Source organism: Corynebacterium drakensteinense (genome assembly GCF_041224285.1).
In the GTDB taxonomy this organism is placed as follows: domain Bacteria; phylum Actinomycetota; class Actinomycetes; order Mycobacteriales; family Mycobacteriaceae; genus Corynebacterium.
The window spans coordinates 1-21077 of sequence record NZ_JAXOFP010000014.1; the positions used below are offsets into that span (position 1 = coordinate 1).

19 protein-coding genes and 1 tRNA gene are annotated in these 21077 nt (G+C 57.6%); 14 read left to right on the top strand and 6 right to left on the bottom strand.

Annotation, left to right across the window (positions count from 1 at the left end; all coding sequences use genetic code 11):
• Positions 1-269: 269 nt before the first annotated feature.
• Together epsC and cysK are read right to left on the bottom strand one after the other, a co-directional pair.
• Positions 270-836, bottom strand: coding sequence for a serine O-acetyltransferase EpsC (gene epsC / locus U1140_RS08500; RefSeq protein ID WP_369847195.1), 567 nt, complete (start codon positions 834-836; stop codon positions 270-272).
• A 21-nt stretch (positions 837-857) separates the two neighbouring features.
• Positions 858-1793 carry a cysteine synthase A gene (cysK, locus tag U1140_RS08505; protein WP_369847197.1) on the bottom strand — a complete coding sequence of 312 codons (936 nt, stop codon included), beginning with the start codon at positions 1791-1793 and terminating at the stop codon, positions 858-860.
• A gap of 320 nt (positions 1794-2113) precedes the next feature.
• Here cysK and ramA point away from each other — a divergent pair, with 320 nt between their 5' ends.
• The 7 genes from ramA (at position 2114) to U1140_RS08540 (ending at position 9397) form a co-directional block, all read left to right on the top strand.
• On the top strand, positions 2114-2956 hold the full coding sequence (ramA, locus tag U1140_RS08510; RefSeq protein WP_369847199.1) for an acetate metabolism transcriptional regulator RamA: 843 nt from the start codon (positions 2114-2116) through the stop codon (positions 2954-2956).
• 76 nt (positions 2957-3032) lie between these two features.
• Entirely contained in the window at positions 3033-4295 is a 1263-nt protein-coding gene (gene murA / locus U1140_RS08515; RefSeq protein WP_369847200.1) for a UDP-N-acetylglucosamine 1-carboxyvinyltransferase, read from the top strand.
• A gap of 154 nt (positions 4296-4449) precedes the next feature.
• Positions 4450-5199: an ABC transporter ATP-binding protein gene (locus tag U1140_RS08520; RefSeq protein WP_369847267.1), complete on the top strand. Its 750-nt coding sequence runs from the start codon at positions 4450-4452 to the stop codon at positions 5197-5199.
• Positions 5200-5202: 3 nt separating this feature from the next.
• Positions 5203-7818 carry an ABC transporter permease gene (locus U1140_RS08525; protein ID WP_369847201.1) on the top strand — a complete coding sequence of 872 codons (2616 nt, stop codon included), beginning with the start codon at positions 5203-5205 and terminating at the stop codon, positions 7816-7818.
• A 42-nt stretch (positions 7819-7860) separates the two neighbouring features.
• Positions 7861-8403: a MauE/DoxX family redox-associated membrane protein gene (locus U1140_RS08530; protein ID WP_369847202.1), complete on the top strand. Its 543-nt coding sequence runs from the start codon at positions 7861-7863 to the stop codon at positions 8401-8403.
• Between the two features lie 47 nt (positions 8404-8450).
• Positions 8451-9170, top strand: coding sequence for a DsbA family protein (locus U1140_RS08535; protein ID WP_369847203.1), 720 nt, complete (start codon positions 8451-8453; stop codon positions 9168-9170).
• Between the two features lie 154 nt (positions 9171-9324).
• Positions 9325-9397, top strand: a tRNA-Ala gene (locus U1140_RS08540).
• Positions 9398-9746: 349 nt separating this feature from the next.
• Here the strand turns inward: U1140_RS08540 and U1140_RS08545 are convergent.
• Positions 9747-10952: a cytochrome P450 gene (locus U1140_RS08545; protein ID WP_369847204.1), complete on the bottom strand. Its 1206-nt coding sequence runs from the start codon at positions 10950-10952 to the stop codon at positions 9747-9749.
• Positions 10953-11048: 96 nt separating this feature from the next.
• Here U1140_RS08545 and U1140_RS08550 point away from each other — a divergent pair, with 96 nt between their 5' ends.
• On the top strand, positions 11049-11594 hold the full coding sequence (locus U1140_RS08550; RefSeq protein ID WP_369847206.1) for a hypothetical protein: 546 nt from the start codon (positions 11049-11051) through the stop codon (positions 11592-11594).
• Between the two features lie 60 nt (positions 11595-11654).
• On the opposite strand, the gene U1140_RS08555 is transcribed toward U1140_RS08550, so the two are convergent.
• Complete coding sequence (locus tag U1140_RS08555; protein WP_369847207.1) at positions 11655-12509, bottom strand: hypothetical protein; 855 nt, start codon at positions 12507-12509, stop codon at positions 11655-11657.
• Positions 12510-12604: 95 nt separating this feature from the next.
• Between U1140_RS08555 and U1140_RS08560 the strand changes: the two genes are divergently transcribed.
• Positions 12605-13363, top strand: a complete 759-nt coding sequence (locus U1140_RS08560; protein WP_369847208.1) for a fructosamine kinase family protein — start codon at positions 12605-12607, stop codon at positions 13361-13363.
• A 7-nt stretch (positions 13364-13370) separates the two neighbouring features.
• Here U1140_RS08560 and nadE read toward each other — a convergent pair whose 3' ends face one another.
• A complete protein-coding gene (gene nadE, locus U1140_RS08565) occupies positions 13371-14225 on the bottom strand; it encodes an ammonia-dependent NAD(+) synthetase (RefSeq protein WP_369847209.1) in 855 nt (284 codons plus the stop codon).
• Between the two features lie 35 nt (positions 14226-14260).
• On the opposite strand from nadE, the gene U1140_RS08570 reads away from it, so the two are divergent.
• The 5 genes from U1140_RS08570 (at position 14261) to nrdE (ending at position 20055) form a co-directional block, all read left to right on the top strand.
• Positions 14261-15763 (top strand): sugar porter family MFS transporter, encoded by a 1503-nt coding sequence (locus U1140_RS08570; RefSeq protein WP_369847210.1) that lies wholly within the window; start codon positions 14261-14263, stop codon positions 15761-15763.
• Positions 15764-15872: 109 nt separating this feature from the next.
• Entirely contained in the window at positions 15873-15995 is a 123-nt protein-coding gene (ykgO, locus tag U1140_RS08575; protein WP_021354049.1) for a type B 50S ribosomal protein L36, read from the top strand.
• Positions 15996-16905: 910 nt separating this feature from the next.
• Positions 16906-17151, top strand: coding sequence for a glutaredoxin-like protein NrdH (nrdH, locus tag U1140_RS08580; protein WP_369847212.1), 246 nt, complete (start codon positions 16906-16908; stop codon positions 17149-17151).
• 174 nt (positions 17152-17325) lie between these two features.
• Entirely contained in the window at positions 17326-17766 is a 441-nt protein-coding gene (gene nrdI, locus U1140_RS08585; RefSeq protein ID WP_369847214.1) for a class Ib ribonucleoside-diphosphate reductase assembly flavoprotein NrdI, read from the top strand.
• 126 nt (positions 17767-17892) lie between these two features.
• Positions 17893-20055, top strand: a complete 2163-nt coding sequence (nrdE, locus tag U1140_RS08590) for a class 1b ribonucleoside-diphosphate reductase subunit alpha (protein ID WP_369847215.1) — start codon at positions 17893-17895, stop codon at positions 20053-20055.
• A gap of 100 nt (positions 20056-20155) precedes the next feature.
• Here nrdE and U1140_RS08595 read toward each other — a convergent pair whose 3' ends face one another.
• Entirely contained in the window at positions 20156-20935 is a 780-nt protein-coding gene (locus tag U1140_RS08595) for a FadR/GntR family transcriptional regulator (RefSeq protein WP_369847216.1), read from the bottom strand.
• Between the last annotated feature and the right edge of the window lie 142 nt (positions 20936-21077).

Consider the following 21077-nt stretch of genomic DNA (forward strand, 5'->3'; position numbering starts at 1 on the left):
AATTCGCGGACGGTCTTGGTGGCAGATTGAGTCCTGTCGAATACTTCTAACGCTTTAAGTCGTTGCGCATTCGTGTATCGAATATTAGTCATGCGGAAAATCTCTCCAAGATTTCGTCCGCATCCCCAAAAGTGTGTCCATGTGGGTGCCGTTGACACAGATCAAGGCGTAAAAACACCACAGCTGCGTCTAGTGGTGCCTAGTGGCAGCAAAAAGCCCGAGTCGGAAACTCGGGCTTTAGTCGTCTCTGCGCTCGCTACGGGGCGCGACTAGATGTAGTAATCCGGATCGCGTAGCTTCTCGCGTTCTTCTTTCTTCCGCGAACGTGCCACCGCAGGAATACCCACGGCAATGCAATCAGCGGGCACGTCCTTGGTCACCACAGCATTACCACCGACGGAAGAATTCTTGCCGATTGTCACCGGGCCCAACACTTTCGCGCCGGCGCCGATAACCACGTTGTCTTCGAGCGTCGGGTGACGCTTGGTTTGCGTGAGCACCTGGCCACCCAGCGTGACGCCGTGATACAACATCACGCCGTCGCCAATCTCGGCGGTTTCGCCAATGACGATGCCCATGCCGTGGTCAATGAAGAAACGCCGTCCGATCTTTGCACCAGGGTGAATTTCAATTCCGGTAAAAAATCGGTTCAGCTGGGCCAAAACCCGGGCAGGCCCCTTCCACTCGCGCTGCCACAACCAGTGGGCAACGCGATGTGCCCAGATCGCGTGCAACCCGGAATACACGATGGCATTCTCCACGTTGCCGCGGGCAGCCGGGTCGTGCTCGCGGGCATTTTCTAAATCTTCGCGGATACGGGACACGATCTGGAACATAGACAAGAGCCTAACAGGTGATTAGTCGCGGATGTCTTCGTAGAGCAAGGTGGAAACGTAGCGCTCGCCGAAGTCTGGGATGATCACGACGATGTTCTTGCCTTCGTTTTCGTCACGGGCAGCAACCTCAAGGGCGGCCTTGACGTTTGCACCGGTGGAGATACCGCCCAGGATGCCGTCGTCGACAGCCAGCTTGCGGGAAGCCTTCACGGCGTCTTCGTTGCCGACGGTGATGACCTCGTCGAGCACGGAGCGGTCCAGAATCTCTGGGATGAAGTTTGCGCCCAGGCCCTGGATCTTGTGTGGGCCGGCCTTGCCTTCGGTCAGCAATGGGGAATCTGCTGGCTCAACGGCGATCGCCTTGAGATCCTGGTTCTTTTCCTTCAGGTATTTACCCGCACCGGAGATGGTGCCGCCGGTACCAATACCAGCGACGAAGATGTCGACGTTGCCATCGAGGTCTTCCCAGATCTCTGGGCCAGTGGTGTTGTAGTGCACTTCGCGGTTTGCCTCGTTAGCGAACTGACGAGCCAAGATAGCGTTGTCTTCGGTCTCGGCGATCTCGTTGGCCTTGTCGACGGCACCCTGCATACCGGCGGCGCCTGGGGTCAGAACGATTTCTGCACCATAGGCGCGCAGCAGAACGCGGCGTTCGTTGGACATGGTCTCTGGCATGGTCAAGATGACCTTGTAGCCGCGGGCGGCACCAACCAGTGCCAGTGCGATACCGGTGTTACCCGAGGTGGCCTCAATGATGGTGCCGCCTGGTTTTAGATCGCCAGATTTTTCTGCGGCATCCACGATCGCGCGACCGATGCGGTCTTTCACCGAGTTTGCTGGGTTGAAGGATTCAATCTTGGCGTAGACGTTGGCCTTGAGTCCCTTGACGGATTCGTTCAGGCGAACCAGTGGGGTGCCACCGATCGTGTCCAGAATGTTGTCGTATACCTTGCCCATTTGTGTCATCTCCTTTGCGGCTGCGGTGAATGTGTCAGATCGCGGGCGTGCGCGCGCTGATAGCCAGCACATTCACGGTGCAGTGAGTTGGGTGTATCTTGCTGGCGACTACTATACACCAGATAACTAGACAGAGCAGTCTTTAAATTCTAGACCGAGGTATTGTGGTGTGGGGTGCTTTTTCGTGCAAAATATTCCCGCGATAATACCCCACAGCGTGGGTAGGCGGCGGGGTTAGGTATTACCCCCGTTTTCACGCTAAAGTGAGGTCACGCGGTTTTGGAAATACCCAAATGGGTGCACCCGAATGAGGAGACTTCATGGATTCCCAGCTAATCAAAGACGACGACGAAGCTGTCCGCTCGGCTTTAACCACGCTGAAAAACGCCACCAGCATCCCCGTCACCATGTATGCCACGTTGTTGGCAGACAACCGCTTGCAGATCACCCAATGGGTCGGGCTGCGCACGCCCGCATTGCAAAACCTCATCATGGAACCCGGAACTGGTGTCGGTGGGCGAGTGGTCAGCACCCGGCGCCCGGTCGGTGTCTCTGATTATGTGCGCGCCAACATCATCAGTCACGAAAATGACCAAGCGATGCAAGACGAAGGTCTGCACTCGCTGTTGGCGGTACCGGTGATCGTGCGCCGCGAAATCCGCGGAGTCCTCTACGTCGGCGTGCACTCCCCAGTGCGCCTGGGCGACAAAGTGATTGAAGAAGTCACGATGACGGCCCGTTGCCTCGAGCAAGATTTCGCCGTGAACTCTGCTATGCGGCAGATCGAAGCCTCCGTTCCGGCTGCACCGCGAACGAACCGCAGCATGAATGGTGCGGAATGGGAGCAGGTGCGTTCGACGCATTCCAAGCTGCGTATGCTGGCAAACCGCGTCGATGATGAGCACATGCGCAAAGAACTGGAAGTGCTGTGTGAGCAAATGGTCTCGCCGGTGCGGGTAAAACAATCCACGCGGTTGTCTGCCCGCGAACTCGATGTCTTGTCGTGCGTGGCGCTGGGGCACACCAACGTCGAGGCTGCAGAAGAAATGGGTATCGGTGCAGAAACTGTGAAATCCTATCTGCGCTCGGTGATGCGCAAACTGGGTGCGCACACTCGCTATGAAGCCGTGAACGCTGCCCGACGCATTGGCGCGCTGCCATAACCCGCGCTGCCATAACCCACGTTGCTATGACGATCGCAGAGATAACTCACCCAGAAAATCGGTACTGTTTAACATCGTGAAGGATATATTTTTAGTCACCGGTGGAGCACGCTTGCAAGGCTCGGTCAAAGTCGACGGAGCCAAAAACAGCGTGCTGAAATTGATGGCCGCGGCATTGCTTGCAGAAGGCACCACGACGCTGCACAATTGCCCGGAAATCCTTGATGTTCCCTTGATGCAAAACGTCTTGCAAGGGCTAGGCTGTGAGGTCACCATCGACGGCCCCACGGTGCGGATCACCACACCCAGCAGCGAAAATCTTTCGCCCGATGCGGATTTCGAAGCAGTGCGACAGTTCCGTGCATCCGTGTGCGTGCTCGGCCCGTTGACCGCGCGCTGCGGACGCGCCGTCGTTGCACTTCCCGGCGGCGATGCGATTGGCTCTCGCCCCTTAGATATGCACCAGTCTGGCTTAGAAAAAATGGGCGCGACCACGCGTATCCAGCACGGCGCGGTGGTAGCCGAGGCTGAGAACCTGCACGGCGCCGAAATCAAGCTCGACTTCCCGTCGGTAGGTGCCACCGAAAATATTCTGACCGCGGCCGTGCTTACCGACGGCGTGACAACGCTGCACAACGCTGCGCGCGAACCAGAAATTGTGGATCTCTGCGAGATGCTCAACGACATGGGCGCGCAGGTCGAAGGCGCTGGCACCTCCAAGATCGTGATCACGGGCGTCGACAAGCTGCACCCAACTGAGCACCACGTGATCGGCGACCGGATTGTGGCCGGTACCTGGGCGTATGCCGCAGCGATGACGCAAGGCGATATCACCGTCGGCGGGATCGCTCCGAAGCACCTGCACCTGCCGCTGGAAAAGCTGCGCAGCGCGGGCGCAGAGATCGAGTCTTATGAAAACGGCTTCCGCGTGCGCATGGACCGCCGCCCCGATGCCGTGGATTACCAAACCCTGCCTTTCCCGGGCTTTCCGACGGATTTGCAGCCCATGGCTATCGGCATCTCCGCGCTTGCCGACGGCATGTCCGTGATCACGGAAAACGTCTTTGAGGCTCGCTTCCGTTTTGTCGACGAAATGCAGCGTCTGGGTGCCGATGCCCAAGTCGATGGCCACCACGTCGTGTTGCGGGGAATCGATGAGCTGTCGTCGACAAGCGTCTGGTCTTCCGATATTCGCGCCGGAGCCGGGCTGGTTTTAGCCGCCTTGCGTGCTGATGGAATAACGACTGTGCACGACGTGCACCATATCGACCGCGGTTACCCAAATTTTGTGGAAAACCTGCAGCGTTTAGGTGCGACCATCGAACGTTCTGTCGCCTAGAACGGCTGGCGTCGCCAAGCGAACCTTGCCCGGGGGTGAGAAGTATGGGGTAGTCTGCATTGAGTAGATTTCCCCCGATCAAAACCTGATTCCTGGAAAGGTCCGCATCTGTATGACGGCTCACAGTAACGGTTCACGCCCCGGCGCCCACCGCATGAAACCAGAGGGTGAAACACAGCCAATCCCGGCAGCACGGGCGCACCGGCTGTCGAAAAAATACGGCTCTGGTGACACAGAAGTTATTGCTCTCGATGCTGTTGATGTGATCTTTGAGCGCGGAAAATTCACCGCGATTATGGGGCCGTCGGGCTCTGGTAAATCCACGTTGATGCACTGCATGGCCGGTTTGGATGCCGCATCCGCCGGCCATTCTTTCATCGGCGATACCGACCTTTCTCAACTCGGGGATAAGGGAATCACGGAACTGCGTCGCGATCGTCTCGGCTTTATCTTCCAGTCGTTTAACCTGGTGCCGACGTTGACCGCCGCAGAAAACATCACCCTGCCGCTGAATATTGCTGGCAAAGATGTCGACCAGGAATGGTTCGATGAGGTGACCGAGCGCCTGGGTTTGGCGAAGCGCCTGGACCACCGCCCGGCAGAATTGTCTGGTGGCCAACAACAGCGCGTAGCCTGTGCTCGCGCGTTGGTCTCACGCCCAGAGATCATCTTTGGTGATGAGCCAACGGGTAACTTGGACTCGAATTCTTCGGCAGAAGTGCTGGATATTTTGCGCACCGCGGTCGATAACGATGATCAGACCGTTGTGATCGTGACCCACGATGCGCGCGCTGCGTCGTATGCCGACCGCGTGGTCTTTTTGAAAGACGGCCAGCTTGTCGACGAACTATATGGGGCTTCCATGGACGAAATTTTGCAGACCATGGCTGGAATCGAGGGCTAACCTATGGCGAAGCGTACTTCTATGCGCACCATCGCCGTGCGCAATATCATTTCGCACAAGCTGCGCTTGGCGCTCACTGTGCTCTCTGTCATGCTGGGAACGGCTTTTATTTCGGGCGCGTTCATGTTCACGAACTCGCTGTCGTCGACGTTTGAGGCTGCCGTCGGCAACGCCTATGAGGACGTTGATGCAGCCGTCAGCCCGGCCGAAGGCGCACCGATTATTCCTGGTGAGACCGTGAAGGCCATCACCGACGACGAAGCGGTGGGCGCAGTCAACCTCGCAGAATCCACCACCGTGATCGTCGCCAATGAAGATGTCGAGGCCTATCAGGTAGGCGGTGGAACTTCTTCGTTGCAGACTTACTACCCGCCCGAGGCAAAAGTCGGCGAGCCGGATGAGCTCATCGACGGTGCCGCGCCGCAGGGCGAGGGTGAAGTCATCATCAATGATGCTGCTGCCGAAGAACACGGCATCACCGTGGGCGAAAAGATCATTCTGGTCACCCCGGATCAACGCTATGAAGTTACCGTCAGCGGCATTTATACCCCGGCTCTGGAGCAGGGCTTGGGCTCGATGTCATTGCTGATGGAAGCCGAATCCTATCAGGGCCTGTTTAACCCCGAGGGTGCGGCAAGCCAGATGGCTGTGAGTGCTGCAGAGGGTACCGACGCGCAACAGCTTGTCGATCACCTCAACGAGGCATACCCAGAGGTAGAAGCCCAAACTGGGCAGGCGCTCGCCGACGAATTGACCGAAGAAATCAGCAACGCGCTGAGCTTTGTCAACTACTTCTTGGTCGCATTTGGCCTGATCGGGCTGCTGGTGGGCACGTTCATTATCGCCAACACTTTCTCCATGATCGTTGCCCAGCGCATCAAGGAATTCGCGCTGTTGCGTTCCATCGGTGCTTCCCAGCGCCAGATCACCCGATCTGTCGCGGTTGAGGCCTTGGTCGTCGGCTTGTTGGGCTCGGTCTTGGGCGTAATCGCAGGAATCGGTCTCGTCGCCGCGATTCGAGCGGTGCTCTCGGCCCGTGGCATGTCGTTCGATGGTGGGGGATTGGGCTTGTCCGTGTCTGCCGTTGTCATTCCGATCGTGTTGGGCGTTATTGTCACTGTCGGTTCGGCGTGGGCTCCGGCGCGACGCGCAGGGCAGGTCAAACCTGTCGAGGCCATGCGTTCGACAGAGTCAGCCGCGGGCGCTCCGCTGAAAGTTCGCACCATCATCGGTGTCATCATCATCGTTGCAGGTGTGCTTGCAGCGGGACTGGCGCTGCTTCTCGACGATTCCGATACGAGCCTGCGTGCCAGCTTGGTGGGCATTGGCGCCTTTTTCGTGATCGTTGGCTATTTCATGGCTGGCCCAGCATTCAGTATGGGCGTTGTGCCAGCACTAGGTCGGGTCATCGGTGCGCCATTCGGTTCTATGGGGCGGTTGGCATCGACGAATGCGCGACGGTCACCACGGCGCACCGCGGCGACTGCTTTCGCGTTGACACTCGGCATGATGCTCGTGACGGGGATCGGCATGCTGGGTGCAACGATGAAAAGCAGCATCGGCGAGCTGCTAGAGGAATCCATTAGTGCAGATTTCTTGGCCACCGGCCCGCAAAATCAATCTTTCCCCGTGCCGCAGGCCACACCGGATGCACTGGCAGAGACTGACGGCGTCGACAACGTCGTCACATTGCGAATGGCTCCTGTCCAGGTCGCAGGCCAGTCTGGCTACAACTTTGGCCCGGGATATACCTTCACTGACAGCATCGACGGCGACCCGAAAGGCATCGTCGACATGGAGATTCTGGAAGGTTCTGGCGATCTGCAAGCGGAACCAGGGGTGTTGGTCGCCGACACGCTGGCGGAAGAAAATGGCTGGTCTGTCGGAGATGCACTGCCGCTGACCACGGTGGATACTGCCGAAAGCGCCGATGCCGACGGTGCGCCGGTAGAGGTAGAGCCCGGCAATGAAACCGAGGTTACCGTCACCGGTATTTTCAACAGTGACAACGGTGTGTTCAAGAGCATGCTGGTTGCGCAATCTGTCGTCGATGAGGTCATGGAGGGCGATACCGCGCCGATCCAGATGATCGCAGTGAACACTGACGGGTCTGTTGACGAAGATGAAATGCGCGAGCGACTGATCGAATCGGTGAAGGAATTCTTGGTCATCCAGGTGAAAACCGGTGCAGAGTACGCGGATGACGCTAGCCAGCTGATTGACCAGATGCTCGCGATTCTCTACGCCCTGCTTGCCCTCGCGGTGATCATTGCGGTGTTGGGCATCATCAACACGTTGACCTTGGGCGTGATTGAGCGTCGTCAAGAAATTGGCATGCTGCGTGCCGTGGGTGCCTACCGCGGCCAAATTCGCACGATGATTATCGTCGAGGCCGTGCAAATCGCTGTCTTTGGTGCAATCATGGGTATCCTTGCTGGCCTGGGCCTGGGGTGGGCGTTTATCGACGTCTTGTCCGGCGAAGGCCTCAGCGGCGCGGTTATCCCTTGGGGTCAGGTAGCGATCATGCTGGTTGGCTCCGCTGTCGTCGGTGTTGTGTCTGCCCTGTGGCCGGCGCACAAGGCAGCGAAAACTCCGCCTCTCGAGGCCATCGCGGATTAACTGGTAGCCGAGGCCTAACCCAGGATTGGACAACGCGCTAGCATGAACAGCATGGAAACCGGCTCGGAACAAGGCACCACCGGCGGTGTACAGCACGTACAACAACGGTGGAAGCAGACCTGGCAACAGCACTCAACCAAGTATTGGGTGCTCGAGGCCATCAGTGCTTTTGCGCGTTTTTATATGGCTTATATCTGGATCAGTGCTGGTGCTGCCAAACTGAACCAACACCTGTCGGTGACGCAAACGATCGAAGGCTATGAGGTGTTCACTCCGGAATGGTCCTCGGCGTTGGCACACCTGATTGGCCCGCTAGAAATCGCCGGCGGAGTGTTCCTGCTGTTGGGATTGTTCTTGAAGCCAGCGGCGTGGGTCTCGACGACGGTGCTGATCTTGTTCATCATCGGGGTGGGCTCTGCCTGGGCGCGCGGTTTGATGATTGATTGCGGTTGTTTTTCCGTCGATATTTCCGAATCAGACCAGGCAATGAACTATTTCCGCACCATACTGCGTGATGTGTTCTATATCTTCTTGAGCATCTGGACCGCGCGGCGACCATTCCGCCGTTTGGCGCTCTATCCTTAGAGAAGTACCTTTGAGCAATATTGTCCAACAATGATGAAGGTGGATGAGTGAGTAAGAAAGTAACGAACCCGAACCAGAAGTCGAGCGCGGGGTTCATTGGAGCTATCGTCGCCGTGGTGGTCATCGTGGCTGCGGTGATCGCGTATATCGTGATCAACGGTCAGAGTGCAGCGGCCGCAAAATTCGCCGACCGAGAATTCGAACAGGTGAACGCGGAAATGAAGTATGAAGGCGACACACTCACCTTCGGTGATGCCTCGGCTGCTCCGCACGTTGAACTCTACGAAGACTTCTCCTGCCCACACTGTGCACACTTGGCAGAAGCTACCGATGCCGAAGCTCTGGAAGAAATCAACGCCGGTAACCTCGCAGTGACCATTCGCCCGATGACTTTCCAGGACAACCAGGGTGATGGTCACTCCACCCAGGCGGTTGCTGCCTTGTTGGCATTAGCTGACCGCGATGAGGCCGCAGCTTTGTGGAACCTTCGTGCAGCGATGATGGAAAACCAGCAGGATATTGCCCGCAGCTGGAGCACCGACGACTACGCCGATGCCGCGGCGCAGCTGCAGGCATCTGATGAAGCCGTCGAAGACATCCGCAGCGGCAAGTTCTTGGAAAAGGCAGCCGAGGTAGGAGACAACAACGCCAAGGACCTGGAGTCCAAGGTTGGACAAGTTTCCACCCCACGCGTGCTGATGGACGGTAAGGACCTCGAGGTCGACGACATTAATGACTGGGTCAAGGTAGCAGTCGCGTCTAAGTAAACCGGAGACCCTTTCCACTCTAACCGCATTCCCGCGTTAGGCTGAAGGTGTAAAAACCTTGGCTGAGCGCGGGATTTGTTTGTCATAAGCATGTAAGTGTAGACTGAATTCTCGTTGAACAGACAGCACAAACGTAGTGCGGATACGTTCACACGGGGCTATGGCGCAGCTGGTAGCGCACCACACTGGCAGTGTGGGGGTCACGGGTTCGAGTCCCGTTAGCTCCACTTTTTGCATTTCCCCTGGTCGTTAACGACCAGGGGTTTGGCGTATAGCTCGAGACTCCTCAGGAATCACGGAGGTCAAAAACCAATGCTTCAGCTAAAGAAGCAGCTATGCGCCGCTGTTATTTTTCTTTCTGGTCTTAGTGCAGCCATCTTTGGGGTGCTAGCGTTGACGGGAAAGATGGGCGGCGTGTGGCCAGTGGGTATTTCGTTGCTTGTCTTCTTTTGCGCACAATGGGTCTATAGCCAAATAGCTAACACACAGAAGCGCTAAGCAGCGGCGATAGCAATGGTGAGGCTAAGTGCCGCGGAGCCAATCTAGGCAGGGGCGCCGGGATTTTGGCTGATCCTTTTAGCGCCGTTGCAGAGTAACCGGCAAGCTGCTCCAGCCGCCGACCGGGTGCTCATCGCGTTCTGCGCCTGTCTGCGAGCTCGCCTGTACGCTGGCTACAGCGAGCAGCTCCTCAACAAAGGCCTGGATTTCCACCATCGACAAATCTTTTCCCGGGCACGCATGTGGCCCGGTGCCCCATACCAGATTCTTCTCGGCATTCCCCTCTGGATCGAAGCCGTCTGGGTCGGCAAATGTCTCCGGGTCGCGGTTTGCTGCAGTCCAGTGCAGATGAACCCTTTGGCCCTTACCGATCTGCGTGCCACCCACCGTTGCCGGGCAGGTGGTGACCCGCCGGTTAGAAACAAACGGATCATCGATGCGCAAGATCTCGTCGACAAGCGCCACCAGCTCCTCGGAAGATACGCCGGAGCGGAGACGCTGTTGCACCGCGGTGTCTTCTGTCAGTGCGTGCAGCAACACCCCGACGCATTTCGCCATCGAACCCAGATCGCCGCCCGTCCAGTTGCGCAGGATGGACACGATCTCGTCGAACTCCAATTCGCGTCCCAAGCTGGTGTCGTTAATCAGCCGGTAGGTCACGCAATCTTCGCCCGCCTCGCGGACTACCCCGACGACTTCGCGGATAATCTCGTCGTATTCCTGTGCCACGCGCGCAGTGCGGTGCTGCTGTCCAGAACGGGTGGCGGCGGCGTTTTTGTTCACCCATTCTTTTAAGCGCGGCTCAATTTCGCGTGGCCAGCCCAGCCAGGCGACCATAGCGCGCACCGCGAAATCGTAACCCAAGTCTTGGACCGCATCGACCTCAACTGCATCACCCGGGTTGGTGGCGTCGGCAAGGTAGTCTGCGATGACCTCGCGGGCCACCTGCCGGAATTCCGGGGTGTAGCGGGCGACCTCGTTGGCATGCAAGTAGTTATCCAGCAACCGCCGAAACGCGGCGTGTTCCGCGCCATCCAGCCCATTCGGCACCTGCAAATAACGCGAGACCGCAGAGCTGAACGTCTCGGCATCGTGGGCGATGCGGGTGACTTCATCATGGCCAACGACGACGAGATCCCCGGCGTCGTCATGCACGACCGGGCAGCCATGGGCGTGCACATCGTGGGAATAGGTCAAGGGATCGCGCCCGGATGGATCGAAAGTGCGGAGGTCTAGTTTGGCAGGAGAAGTTTTGTCAGAGGAGGGAGCTAGTTTTTCAGACATACTTTCGAGGTTAACAGAATATTTAGCTCTGAAATCACAACTGTGAAATAGAAAACTCAGCCAAGAACAGCATGCTAAGCCGCTAAACTGGAGGGTATGGAAAAGACTGCTCGTTCGAACAAAAGTACCGGAAAAGGCAGCGCTCGAAAGTTGTCTTCGGCACCCATTGGCGGTGGGCGTGGAAAACGCAGCTTGCTGTTTTTCCTGCCCGCCATGTGGCTGGGGTTGATCATCGGCATTTCCCTGATCGAGGCGCCGTTAAAATTCACCGCCCCGGGTATTACGATTCCGCTAGGTCTGGGAATTGGCCGCCGGGTATTTTTCGCGATGAATATCGTGGAGGTCATCTTCGCTGTCGTACTCATTACGACGTTGGTGCGCCTGCTGGGGCGGCCGTCCCGGCATAAACTCTGGATGCTTTCGATCGTGATCAGCCTGGTGCTGGCGGTCAAGATTTTGGTGATCCGCCCGATTCTGAACATCCGTACCGATGCTGTGCTGGCTGGGAACTTTGAAGGCGGATCGACGACGCACTATTTTTATATCGCTGCTGATGCTGCGTTGATCATTTTGCTGATCACGTTCATGATTGCGGTCACGCGCGAGCTGCTGCCGAAAAAACCGCATGCCGCGCTGAGCTAGCGAGTTGCTAGCCAGCAGCTACTGCGAGAAGCGAGCGCTACTGCTACCCAACTTAAGAGGCTAGCTCTCGTCGTTCTTGTCCTCCATGGTGTGCAAACGCGCTTTCTTCCGCTTGGATTTCAGCCACATGGTGAAAAACATGTATCCCAGTAGCGCGAAGGTAATCCAGGTGACGTAACGCTCGATGGTCACCAAAGTCTCGCGCACGGTTGCCCCGAAGGTCAGCCCCAAATAAACGTAGAAACACTTCAGTGCGATGGCATAGACCAGCACATAAGCGCTGATTATCCAGCCCTTGGTGCGCTTGATACCGGCGATGACGACGATTATCGTCGCCGGGACCGGCGAGAACGGAATATAGGACAGCAGCAGACAAAACCCAGGGTGCTGGTAGATGAAGTTTTCTAGCTTCCGGAACCACAATGGGGGATGGCCCATGAATGAGTAATCGATAAACGCCGGGCCCCAGCGCTTGCCGATCAAGAAGAATAGCGGCAAGAATTTCACCATGCTGACCGCAGCAACCAGCACCGCGGCGATGATTAACCCGGTGTTGTCTTCGTTTTCTGCCGTCAGCGCTAGCACCGACAAGCTCGATCCGCTCAGCGCGGAGTACAAAAACGGGTAGTCCACCAGCAGCATCGCGCGGAACGGCAAGAGTGCCAAACCGTAGATGCCAGACGCTGCGAGCAAGCCCCATAAAATCCAGTCGAAGCGCTCGAAATTGCGCATGAAACTGGGCAGTTCTTGCTGCCAAGATTCCGTGGATTGAGCGTTAGCTTCGCTGCCGGTGGCATCTGAGCTGCCAGCAGTAGCACTCATGCCGTCGCCAACTTTGCTCGTGCTGCGGTAGTTTTCGCCCGTCTCGCTCGTTCCATCACCGTTGTAGGGTGCGTTCGCGGATGCTTCGCTCATAACGATCCTTTATAGCACCCTGGTTGTCCCAAGTTTGTCCCACAACTTGTCTCACAACAACTTGTCTCACAATGCCTGTCCGTACCATCGGGGATATGACGCAGACTTTCAGCAAACGCCCGAACGAACACCGCGCTGCTGAGGCCGAAGCTGCCGGACTGCAGTGGTTGGGTGAGGCCAGCGAGTGTGTGCCCCGCGTCGTTGCGGTGGATCCGCAGCGCAACGAGTTGCAGACCGAATACATCGAATCGGTGCCCCCGAGCCCGGAGACTGCACGCCGGGCAGGGGTCGAATTGGCCCGCATTCACGCTGCTGGAGCACCAGCTTTCGGTGCGCCACCGGCTGGCTGGGAGGGGCCGAATTACATCGGCACGCAACAGCAGGATTGCACCCCCAGCGACGATTGGGGTGAGTTTTATACCCGCCAGCGCGTGGAGCCATTCGTGCACGCTGCAGTCCAGGCAGGCACGCTTGACGACGATGAGCTTGCCGCTGTGTTGCGCGCTTGCGAGGCGATCCGCGGCGCGCACTGGTCGCTGAAACCTGCCCGCATCCACGGTGATCTGTGGACGGGCAACCTGTTGTTTGGCAGCGAGGGGCCGGGGTTCATTGATCCTGCGGCCCATGGCGGGCACCCGCAGACAGACCTCGCTATGCTGGATTTGTTTGGTGCCCCGCATTTCGACGAGATCGTCGCTGGTTACCACGAGGTTTCGCCGTTGCCGAAAAATTGGCGCGAATTCATTCCGATGCACCAGCTGCACCCATTAGCAGTGCATACGCTCACGCACGGATCGGTCTATGCCGGACCGCTACAGCGCGCAGCACGGGTGACCACGCAACTGTTGGGGTAGACGGTAGTTAGGAGCGCCACCAGTCGTCGGCAAGCGTGGCGGGAAGATGACGCTTGTGCTCGCCGGCGCGCCACAACTGCTCGATGCGTTGTGCTGCCGCGTCGCTGACCGTGCGGCCTTCGAGGTAGTCATCGATCTCGGAGTAGCGCAATCCGAGTGCTTCTTCGTCGGGAAGGCCCGGGCGGTCGTCTTCTAAATCTGCGGTAGGGACCTTTTTCCACGTTGCTTCCGGGGCACCGAGCTGGCGCAGCAAGGCAGCACCCTGACGCTTGTTCAGCCCCGCCAGTGGAAGGATATCGGCTGCGCCGTCACCGAACTTTGTGAAAAACCCGGTGAGATTTTCCGCGGCGTGGTCCGTGCCGATGACTAGCAGTCCGCGCTCACCCGCGACAGCGTATTGCGCGATCATCCGTTGGCGAGCTTTGACGTTTCCGCGGTTGAAATCACTCAGCGAGTCAGCGGCCACGGCTGCGGCAGCGCTGCGGTCGGTGGCTGCCGTCGCATCGGCAATATCGATGGTCGCGGCGTGGTCAGGCTGGATGAAATCCAGCGCAAGCTGGGCGTCGGCGTCGTCAAGCTGTGTGCCATGTGGAAGGCGCAGCGCCCAGAACTCCACGTCGGCACCAGCTGCATCACCACCGGCTGCACGGAGTTTTTCCACGGCTAGTTGCGCTAAGCGCCCAGCCAGCGTGGAATCTTGCCCGCCAGAAATTCCCAGCGCAAAACCGCGTGCGCCGGTGGTGGCCAGATAGTCGGCTAGAAAATCTACGCGGCGGGAAATTTCTTCTTCTGGATCGATTAAGGGCTTGACATCCAGGGCTTTTATGATCGTTTGCTGCAAAGAACCGGGTTTAGTGGGCATGGCTAAAGCCTATCCGACTGACAGAATGTGTGTTTGTGAAAAAGACCCATCTAGATGCGGGTGATAATTCCCGCGCGAGCACCACGCACACCGATCAAGCGCCTACCTCGTCCGCTCCCGCCGCCCCCGGCATGGGCAGCGCCGAAACGGACCAGACCCGCCGCTACGTGAAAATGGTGGCGGCATTCGCCGCGATCGGTGGCCTGCTTTTCGGCTATGACACCGGCGTGATGTCCGGTGCGCTGTTGTATATCAGCCCCGAATTTGGCATGAGCGCTGCCGAGGAAGGCCGCGTGACAGCGATGCTGCTCGTCGGAGCCGCCATCGGTGCGCTGCTGGGAGGCCGCGTCGCTGACTGGTGGGGCCGGCGGATGACCCTGCTGGTTAACGGCGTGATCTTTTGTGCTGGCTCCATCTGGTGTGCACTTGCTGGATCCGTCGCCGAGCTCGCCACCGCGCGTACCTTCTTGGGCGTTGCCGTCGGCGCGGTGTCCATTGTGGTGCCGATGTATATCGCCGAAAAAGTTCCCGCCACCGTCCGCGGACGCATGGTCTCGTTGAACACGCTGATGATCGTCGTCGGCCAGCTGTTGGCGTACCTGGTGAACTCCGCGTTGGCCCCGACTGGCAACTGGCACCTCATGCTGGGGATGGCAGCGATCCCGGGAGCCATGCTCACCGCCGGAATGATCTTTTTGTCTGACACCCCGGTGTGGTTGGCGCGTAAAGGCCGTACCGAACAGGCCCGTGAGGTTGCCGCTCGCGCCGGGATGTCGTTGGAAGAACTTTCCATCGTCGTAGAGGCTGAACAGCTTGACGACGCCAATGCTGCGGCTGCCAAGGGAGCGAAGACCTCCGAGGAATTCCAGGCACTGAAAAAGATGCGCTGGATCCGCGTGACTATCGTCATCGCCATGCTCATCGGTGTGACCCAGCAAATCACTGGTGTGAACGCCGTGATTTATTTTGCGCCAACCATGATGAGCGAGGTGGGTATTTCTACCACCAACGCGGTCTATACCTCCATCGTCATTGGCGTGGTATCCGTGATCGCATGTTGGGTCGGGCTGAAGATCATCGACGTGGTGGGTCGCAAGCGCTTGCTGACGTGGGGGCTGACCGGAAATATCATCTCGCTGCTGGTGCTGGCGTTGACCTATAGCCTTGCCGACGGCAGCTTTACGTGGGCGATGGTCTCGTTGGCGCTGATGGCTGTGTTCATCGCCTTCCAACAGGCAGCGGTGTCGCCGACTACCTGGCTGTTGATTTCGGAGATTGTGCCGGTGCAGGCGCGCGGGTTGGGCATGGGTATTGCCGGTCTTGCGCTGTGGGTTGCGAACTGGGCCGTCGCGCAGTTCTTTTTGCCGGTCACGGAGATTCTCAGTGGATCGGGAACCTTCATTGCCTTTGCCATGCTCGGCATCGTTGCACTGGGATTTGTGCGCGTATTTATCCCTGAGACGATGGGGCGCAGCCTGGAAGAAGTCGGCGAGATTATGGAAAAGCGGTGGGGGAAAAATAAGGATTTGAGAAAATAGTGGCTGCCTAGGTAGACTGACAGCTTGTGTTATGATCACCGCGTTTTGGTGATCGCCGATAATTGTTGTCTACCGCAGTGTAGTAGCCGCGTACAGAAAGGAGCGCCCGATGAAGGTCCGCAAGTCGCTTCGGTCGCTGAAGAAGAAACCGGGCGCCCAGGTTATCCGCCGCCACGGTAAAACCTTCGTGATCAACAAGAAAGATCCACGCTTCAAGGCACGTCAGGGCTAATCCAGCCTACGTTGTCTAGGTTTCTTCTTTAAGCTTAAACCTCAGCATTCGCAATTCCGCCGCTTCGCTCATTTTTGAGTGGGGCGGCGGTTTTGTTTTACGCCGGTGCTGTGTCTCGTCGTTACGGGTTAAGTAGCAAAAATGTGGGTTAAGTAGCAAAAAATGTGTCTGGTTGGGGCGTCGACCAGCGTATTGTGTCTTTTTTACAAATAGGCCTCCTGAAACTGGCCTTTTTCGTTCACTATTTGCAAAAAAGACACCATAGACATGATTACCGGCAGACATGATTACCCGCGATGGGGTAAACGGGTGAAGAAGCAAAAGCGGGGGATATACGGGATATGCGACAAAAGTGTGTCTGGGGTTGTTACCCCGTGTCGGGGTTAGGTTCCTATCCATCCTTTCTGTACGCCTAGGTTGTGGTTGTAGGCGGTTGGGAAGTGTTGTCGTAGAGGGCTGGTTGTCTTGTTTGCTGGTCGGCTGTGTTTTCGTTGTGGGGATTATAAATGCGGTGTTTTTACCTCTTGATCTGCGTCAACGACACCCACATGGACACATTTTTGTCGTATAACCCCAACTGTGGCATTTTTGTTCACAGTTTTCTCACATGCTGTGAAATTACACCGTTGTATAACGATTTGATAACGGTGGCATGTGGCGTCCTGCGGAAACGCGCAAAGCGAGCTGAATAAGTGGTCTTGCAGTCAAATATATTGAGCTAGATATGGGGGCTGTGAAAATACTTAGCAGGGGATTCCACAGATGTAACTACTATATGTAGTACTCTTGCGCGGAATTGGCACAAAGTATAGTGTCGGTGAAGTCGAAGCGAGCCACACCGGCCGCCGCACGATCTCACAGAGAATTACTCAATTTCCGTCCGATGCGTACTGACAAGGAAGTCTCCCACATGGCTATCACCGTTTACTCCAAGCCAGCCTGCATGCAGTGCACCATGACCCAGAAGAAGCTGGACGCGCTCGACCTGGACTACGAAGTCGTAGATATTTCCATGGATGAAGAAGCTCGTGACTACGTCATGGCGTTGGGCTACCTGCAAGCTCCAGTCGTCGAAGCTGACGGCGAACACTGGTCTGGTTTCCGCCCAGAGCGTTTGAGCGCACTGGCACAGACCGTCGCTACTGCCTCTGCCTAGCGTCGGCTACCGGGGCGCCCAGCAGTTTAGCCGGTGCAGGCTACGCCCCACCGCGGCCTACTGCACCAAGCCAGCGAGCCAAGCCAATGCGCCAAGCTAGTGCTGCAATAACTACATAATTTCCCCTCCCCACCGCCAATCTCTAGCAGCCTGTAGACAGGAGTTCGGGCCACGATGCTCGTCGTGTATTTTTCTTCTACCACGGAAAACACCAAGCGATTCGTCGAAAAGCTCGGCTACCGTTCGCGACGCATTCCGCTGCAACCGGCGAAGGAAGGCCACCTGCGTGTCGATGAACCGTTCGTGCTGGTGTGTCCGACCTATGGGGGAGGGGCTTCGTTGACTCGGGCCACCGCCAAGCCGGTGCCACCGCAGGTCATCAAATTCCTGAATGATCCCGACAACCGTCGCCATCTACGCGCGGTGATTGCTGGCGGCAACAGCAACTTTGGCGCCGATTACGGCCGAGCTGGCGATATCATCTCCCAAAAGTGCGACGTGCCCTATGTCTACCGTTTTGAGCTAATGGGCAACGCTGAAGACGTCGAACTTGTGCGCCAAGGCCTCAATAACAATGCGCAACGTCTGGGCCTGGTCGAAGGCCTTGCCTCTTAAAAACTCTCCGTAATAACTCAAAATCACTAATCCCGAAAAACTTTCTCACCACCCACCGAAAACATCTCGCGCGCACGTATTCGCGCACATGAGATAACGCGCAATCAACGCAGGAAGGCTGCATCCGTGACCAATCACGTGGGCAAAACCGTTGCCGAACCCATCAGCTCCGATCAACAGCTCGACTACCACGCGCTGAACGCGTTGCTGAATCTTTACGACGAAAATGGCAAGATCCAATTCGATAAGGATCGCCAAGCTGCCAACCAATACTTCATCCAGCACGTCAACCAGAACACCGTGTTCTTCCACGACCTGGAAGAAAAGATCAACTACCTCGTAGAAAACAACTACTACGACCCAACCGTCATTGAGCAGTACGATTTCGAGTTCATCAAATCGTTGTTCAAGCAGGCCTACAGCTTTAAATTCCGTTTCCAGACCTTCCTGGGCGCCTACAAGTACTACACCAGCTACACGCTGAAAACCTTCGACGGCCGCCGCTACCTGGAACGATTCGAAGACCGCGTGTCCATGACCGCGCTGTTTCTTGCCGACGGCGACGAAGAGATCGCCAAGGCCATGGTGGATGAGATCATGTCCGGGCGTTTTCAGCCCGCCACCCCGACGTTCCTGAATGCCGGCAAGGCCCAGCGCGGCGAACTGGTCTCGTGCTTCCTGCTGCGCATCGAGGACAACATGGAATCGATCGGTCGTTCCATCAACTCGGCCCTCCAGCTGTCTAAGCGCGGCGGCGGCGTGGCGCTGCTGCTGTCTAATGTGCGCGAATCCGGCGCACCGATCAAGCACATCGAAAACCAGTCTTCCGGCGTCATCCCCGTGATGAAGCTGCTGGAAGACGCCTTCTCCTACGCCAACCAGCTCGGTGCCCGGCAAGGAGCCGGCGCGGTGTATTTGAACGCGCACCACCCAGACATCCTGTCGTTTTTGGACACCAAGCGCGAAAACGCCGACGAGAAAATCCGCATCAAGACCCTGTCCGTCGGCGTCGTCATCCCGGATGTCACTTTCGAGCTGGCCAAGCGTAACGAGGACATGTACTTGTTCTCTCCTTACGACGTCGAACGCGTCTACGGCAAGCCGTTCGCGGATATCTCGATCACCGACAACTACGAGGACATGGTCGAAGACCCGCGCATCCGGAAATCCAAGATCAACGCGCGCCAGCTGTTCCAGACCATCGCCGAGCTGCAATTCGAATCTGGCTACCCGTACATCATGTTCGAAGATACGGTCAACCGCGCGAACCCAGTGAAAACTGGCCGGATCAACATGTCCAACCTGTGCTCGGAGATCCTGCAGGTCAACAGCCCATCGGTGCTGAACGATGACCTTACCTACGACACCATCGGTCATGATATTTCCTGCAACCTAGGTTCGCTGAATATTGCCAAGGCGATGGACTCGCAGGATTTCGAGAAGACCATCGAAATGGCCATCCGCGCGCTGACCGCCGTGTCGGATAAAACCACCATCGACTCGGTGCCTTCGGTGCGCGAAGGCAACAACAGCTCGCACGCGATCGGCCTGGGCCAGATGAACCTGCACGGCTACCTCGGCCGGGAGCACATCTACTACGGCTCGGAAGAAGCACTGGATTTCACCAACGCGTATTTCGCGTCCGTGATGTATGCCAGCCTGAAAGCGTCGAACAAGCTGGCCCGGGAGCGCGGCGAGCACTTCGCCGAATTCCCGCAATCGGACTACGCCAGCGGGGTCTTCTTCGACAGCTACGACCCAGCGGATTTCGCTCCGAAAACCGAGAAAGTCATGCAGCTGTTCGCGAATTCGTCGATCACCACCCCGAGTGCAGCCGACTGGGCACAGCTGAAAGAAGACGTCGCCAAGCACGGCCTGTACAACCGAAACCTGCAGGCAATCCCGCCGACAGGCTCGATCTCGTACATCAACAACTCGACCTCATCGATCCACCCGATCGCGTCGAAGATTGAGATCCGCAAAGAGGGCAAAGTCGGCCGCGTGTACTACCCGGCACCGCACATGGACAACGATAACCAGCAGTACTTCCAGGACTCGTACGAGATCGGCTACGAAGCCATCATCGACACCTACGCTGCGGCGACGAAGTACGTTGACCAGGGCCTATCGCTCACGCTGTTCTTCCCGGACACGGTGACCACCCGCGATATCAACAAAGCCCAGATTTATGCGTGGCGCAAGGGCATCAAGACGCTGTACTACATCCGGTTGCGCCAGCAAGCGCTGGAAGGCACCGAGGTCGAAGGCTGCGTCTCCTGCATGCTGTAGCTGTTTTGCAGTTCTAGCGCTGTAGCTGTTTTGCTTTGCAGCTGTAGCGCCGGAGCGGGCGCGGGGTGGTTGCTGGTCTCCAGTGACCGACTGTGCGCAATTAGCTCAGCGAGCGCGCTACCTCATGCAACAGCGCGTGAGAGGTGCGCTCGGCGTGAATGCCGTCGCCATCGTGAACATAGTGGGCCAACTCCTGATGCAAATCCAGGGTGTTGGCCACTGGCTTATCTGCTTCCACCCCGAATACGGTCTTGCCACTGTGGACCGCAAAAAACACGGGCACGAGCGCGGCAAACATCTCGTTGCCGGAGGCTTCCAGCAACAGGGAGTGGAAGCGCAGGTCGGTTTCCAGGAACTCGGCTGCCACGCCGGCACTGTCGGCACCGCCCGGGCCTCCTGCCCCTGCTTCTGCTGCTGCATCCGGGGTGGCTGCTTTTTTCGCTAAGCGCTGCAGCTTGTCCGCCAATTCCAAAATCTCCGCGCGCTGCGCGGCAGTGGCATGCTCCGCGGCATGGCGGGCAGCCACTGGCTCGACGGCCATGCGTAGTTCGTTGAGCGAAGCCAACTGTGCAGGCCGCTGGCTTTCCGCCGCCAACCGCCAGCTGATTACCGCCGGATCAAACAGCGCCCAGTGCTGCTGTTCCAACACCGTGATGCCGATGCGTCGGCTGGAAGCGACCAACCCGACGTGTTCGAGTGCCCGCATCGTCTCCCGGGCGACGGTTCGCGAAATTCCGAAACGCTCGCAGATCGATTGCAGCGTGAATTGTGAACCGGGGGAGTGGGTTCCGGCGACGATTTCTTGGCCGAGTTCATCAAAGACTGACCCCAATAGTGGGGCGGCGCCGGAAGCTGATTCAGAAGCGGCTGATGGTCTCACGTGTGGCTTTCTTTCAACGCTGTAATTCGGTTTCTGCGGGCGCGGACGGTGGTTCGTCGTCAAGCAAAAATCCGGCTAGATTGGAAGGGAGCAATTGGGCTGTATTGCCGATGATGGCATTTCTTTCATGACGTATTGCACG

Excerpts from the sequence above, each read along its gene's own strand:
- U1140_RS08520 (WP_369847267.1), top strand. The coding sequence starts at position 4,450 with ATGAAACCAGAGGGTGAAACACAGCCAATCCCGGCAGCACGGGCGCAC.
- U1140_RS08530 (WP_369847202.1), top strand. The coding sequence starts at position 7,861 with ATGAACAGCATGGAAACCGGCTCGGAACAAGGCACCACCGGCGGTGTA.
- nadE (WP_369847209.1), bottom strand. The coding sequence starts at position 14,225 with ATGCCCACTAAACCCGGTTCTTTGCAGCAAACGATCATAAAAGCCCTG.
- ramA (WP_369847199.1), top strand. The coding sequence starts at position 2,114 with ATGGATTCCCAGCTAATCAAAGACGACGACGAAGCTGTCCGCTCGGCT.
- nrdH (WP_369847212.1), top strand. The coding sequence starts at position 16,906 with ATGGCTATCACCGTTTACTCCAAGCCAGCCTGCATGCAGTGCACCATG.
- nrdI (WP_369847214.1), top strand. The coding sequence starts at position 17,326 with ATGCTCGTCGTGTATTTTTCTTCTACCACGGAAAACACCAAGCGATTC.
- U1140_RS08555 (WP_369847207.1), bottom strand. The coding sequence starts at position 12,509 with ATGAGCGAAGCATCCGCGAACGCACCCTACAACGGTGATGGAACGAGC.
- epsC (WP_369847195.1), bottom strand. The coding sequence starts at position 836 with ATGTTCCAGATCGTGTCCCGTATCCGCGAAGATTTAGAAAATGCCCGC.
- ykgO (WP_021354049.1), top strand. The coding sequence starts at position 15,873 with ATGAAGGTCCGCAAGTCGCTTCGGTCGCTGAAGAAGAAACCGGGCGCC.
- cysK (WP_369847197.1), bottom strand. The coding sequence starts at position 1,793 with ATGGGCAAGGTATACGACAACATTCTGGACACGATCGGTGGCACCCCA.
- U1140_RS08560 (WP_369847208.1), top strand. The coding sequence starts at position 12,605 with ATGACGCAGACTTTCAGCAAACGCCCGAACGAACACCGCGCTGCTGAG.
- U1140_RS08545 (WP_369847204.1), bottom strand. The coding sequence starts at position 10,952 with ATGTCTGAAAAACTAGCTCCCTCCTCTGACAAAACTTCTCCTGCCAAA.
- U1140_RS08550 (WP_369847206.1), top strand. The coding sequence starts at position 11,049 with ATGGAAAAGACTGCTCGTTCGAACAAAAGTACCGGAAAAGGCAGCGCT.
- U1140_RS08525 (WP_369847201.1), top strand. The coding sequence starts at position 5,203 with ATGGCGAAGCGTACTTCTATGCGCACCATCGCCGTGCGCAATATCATT.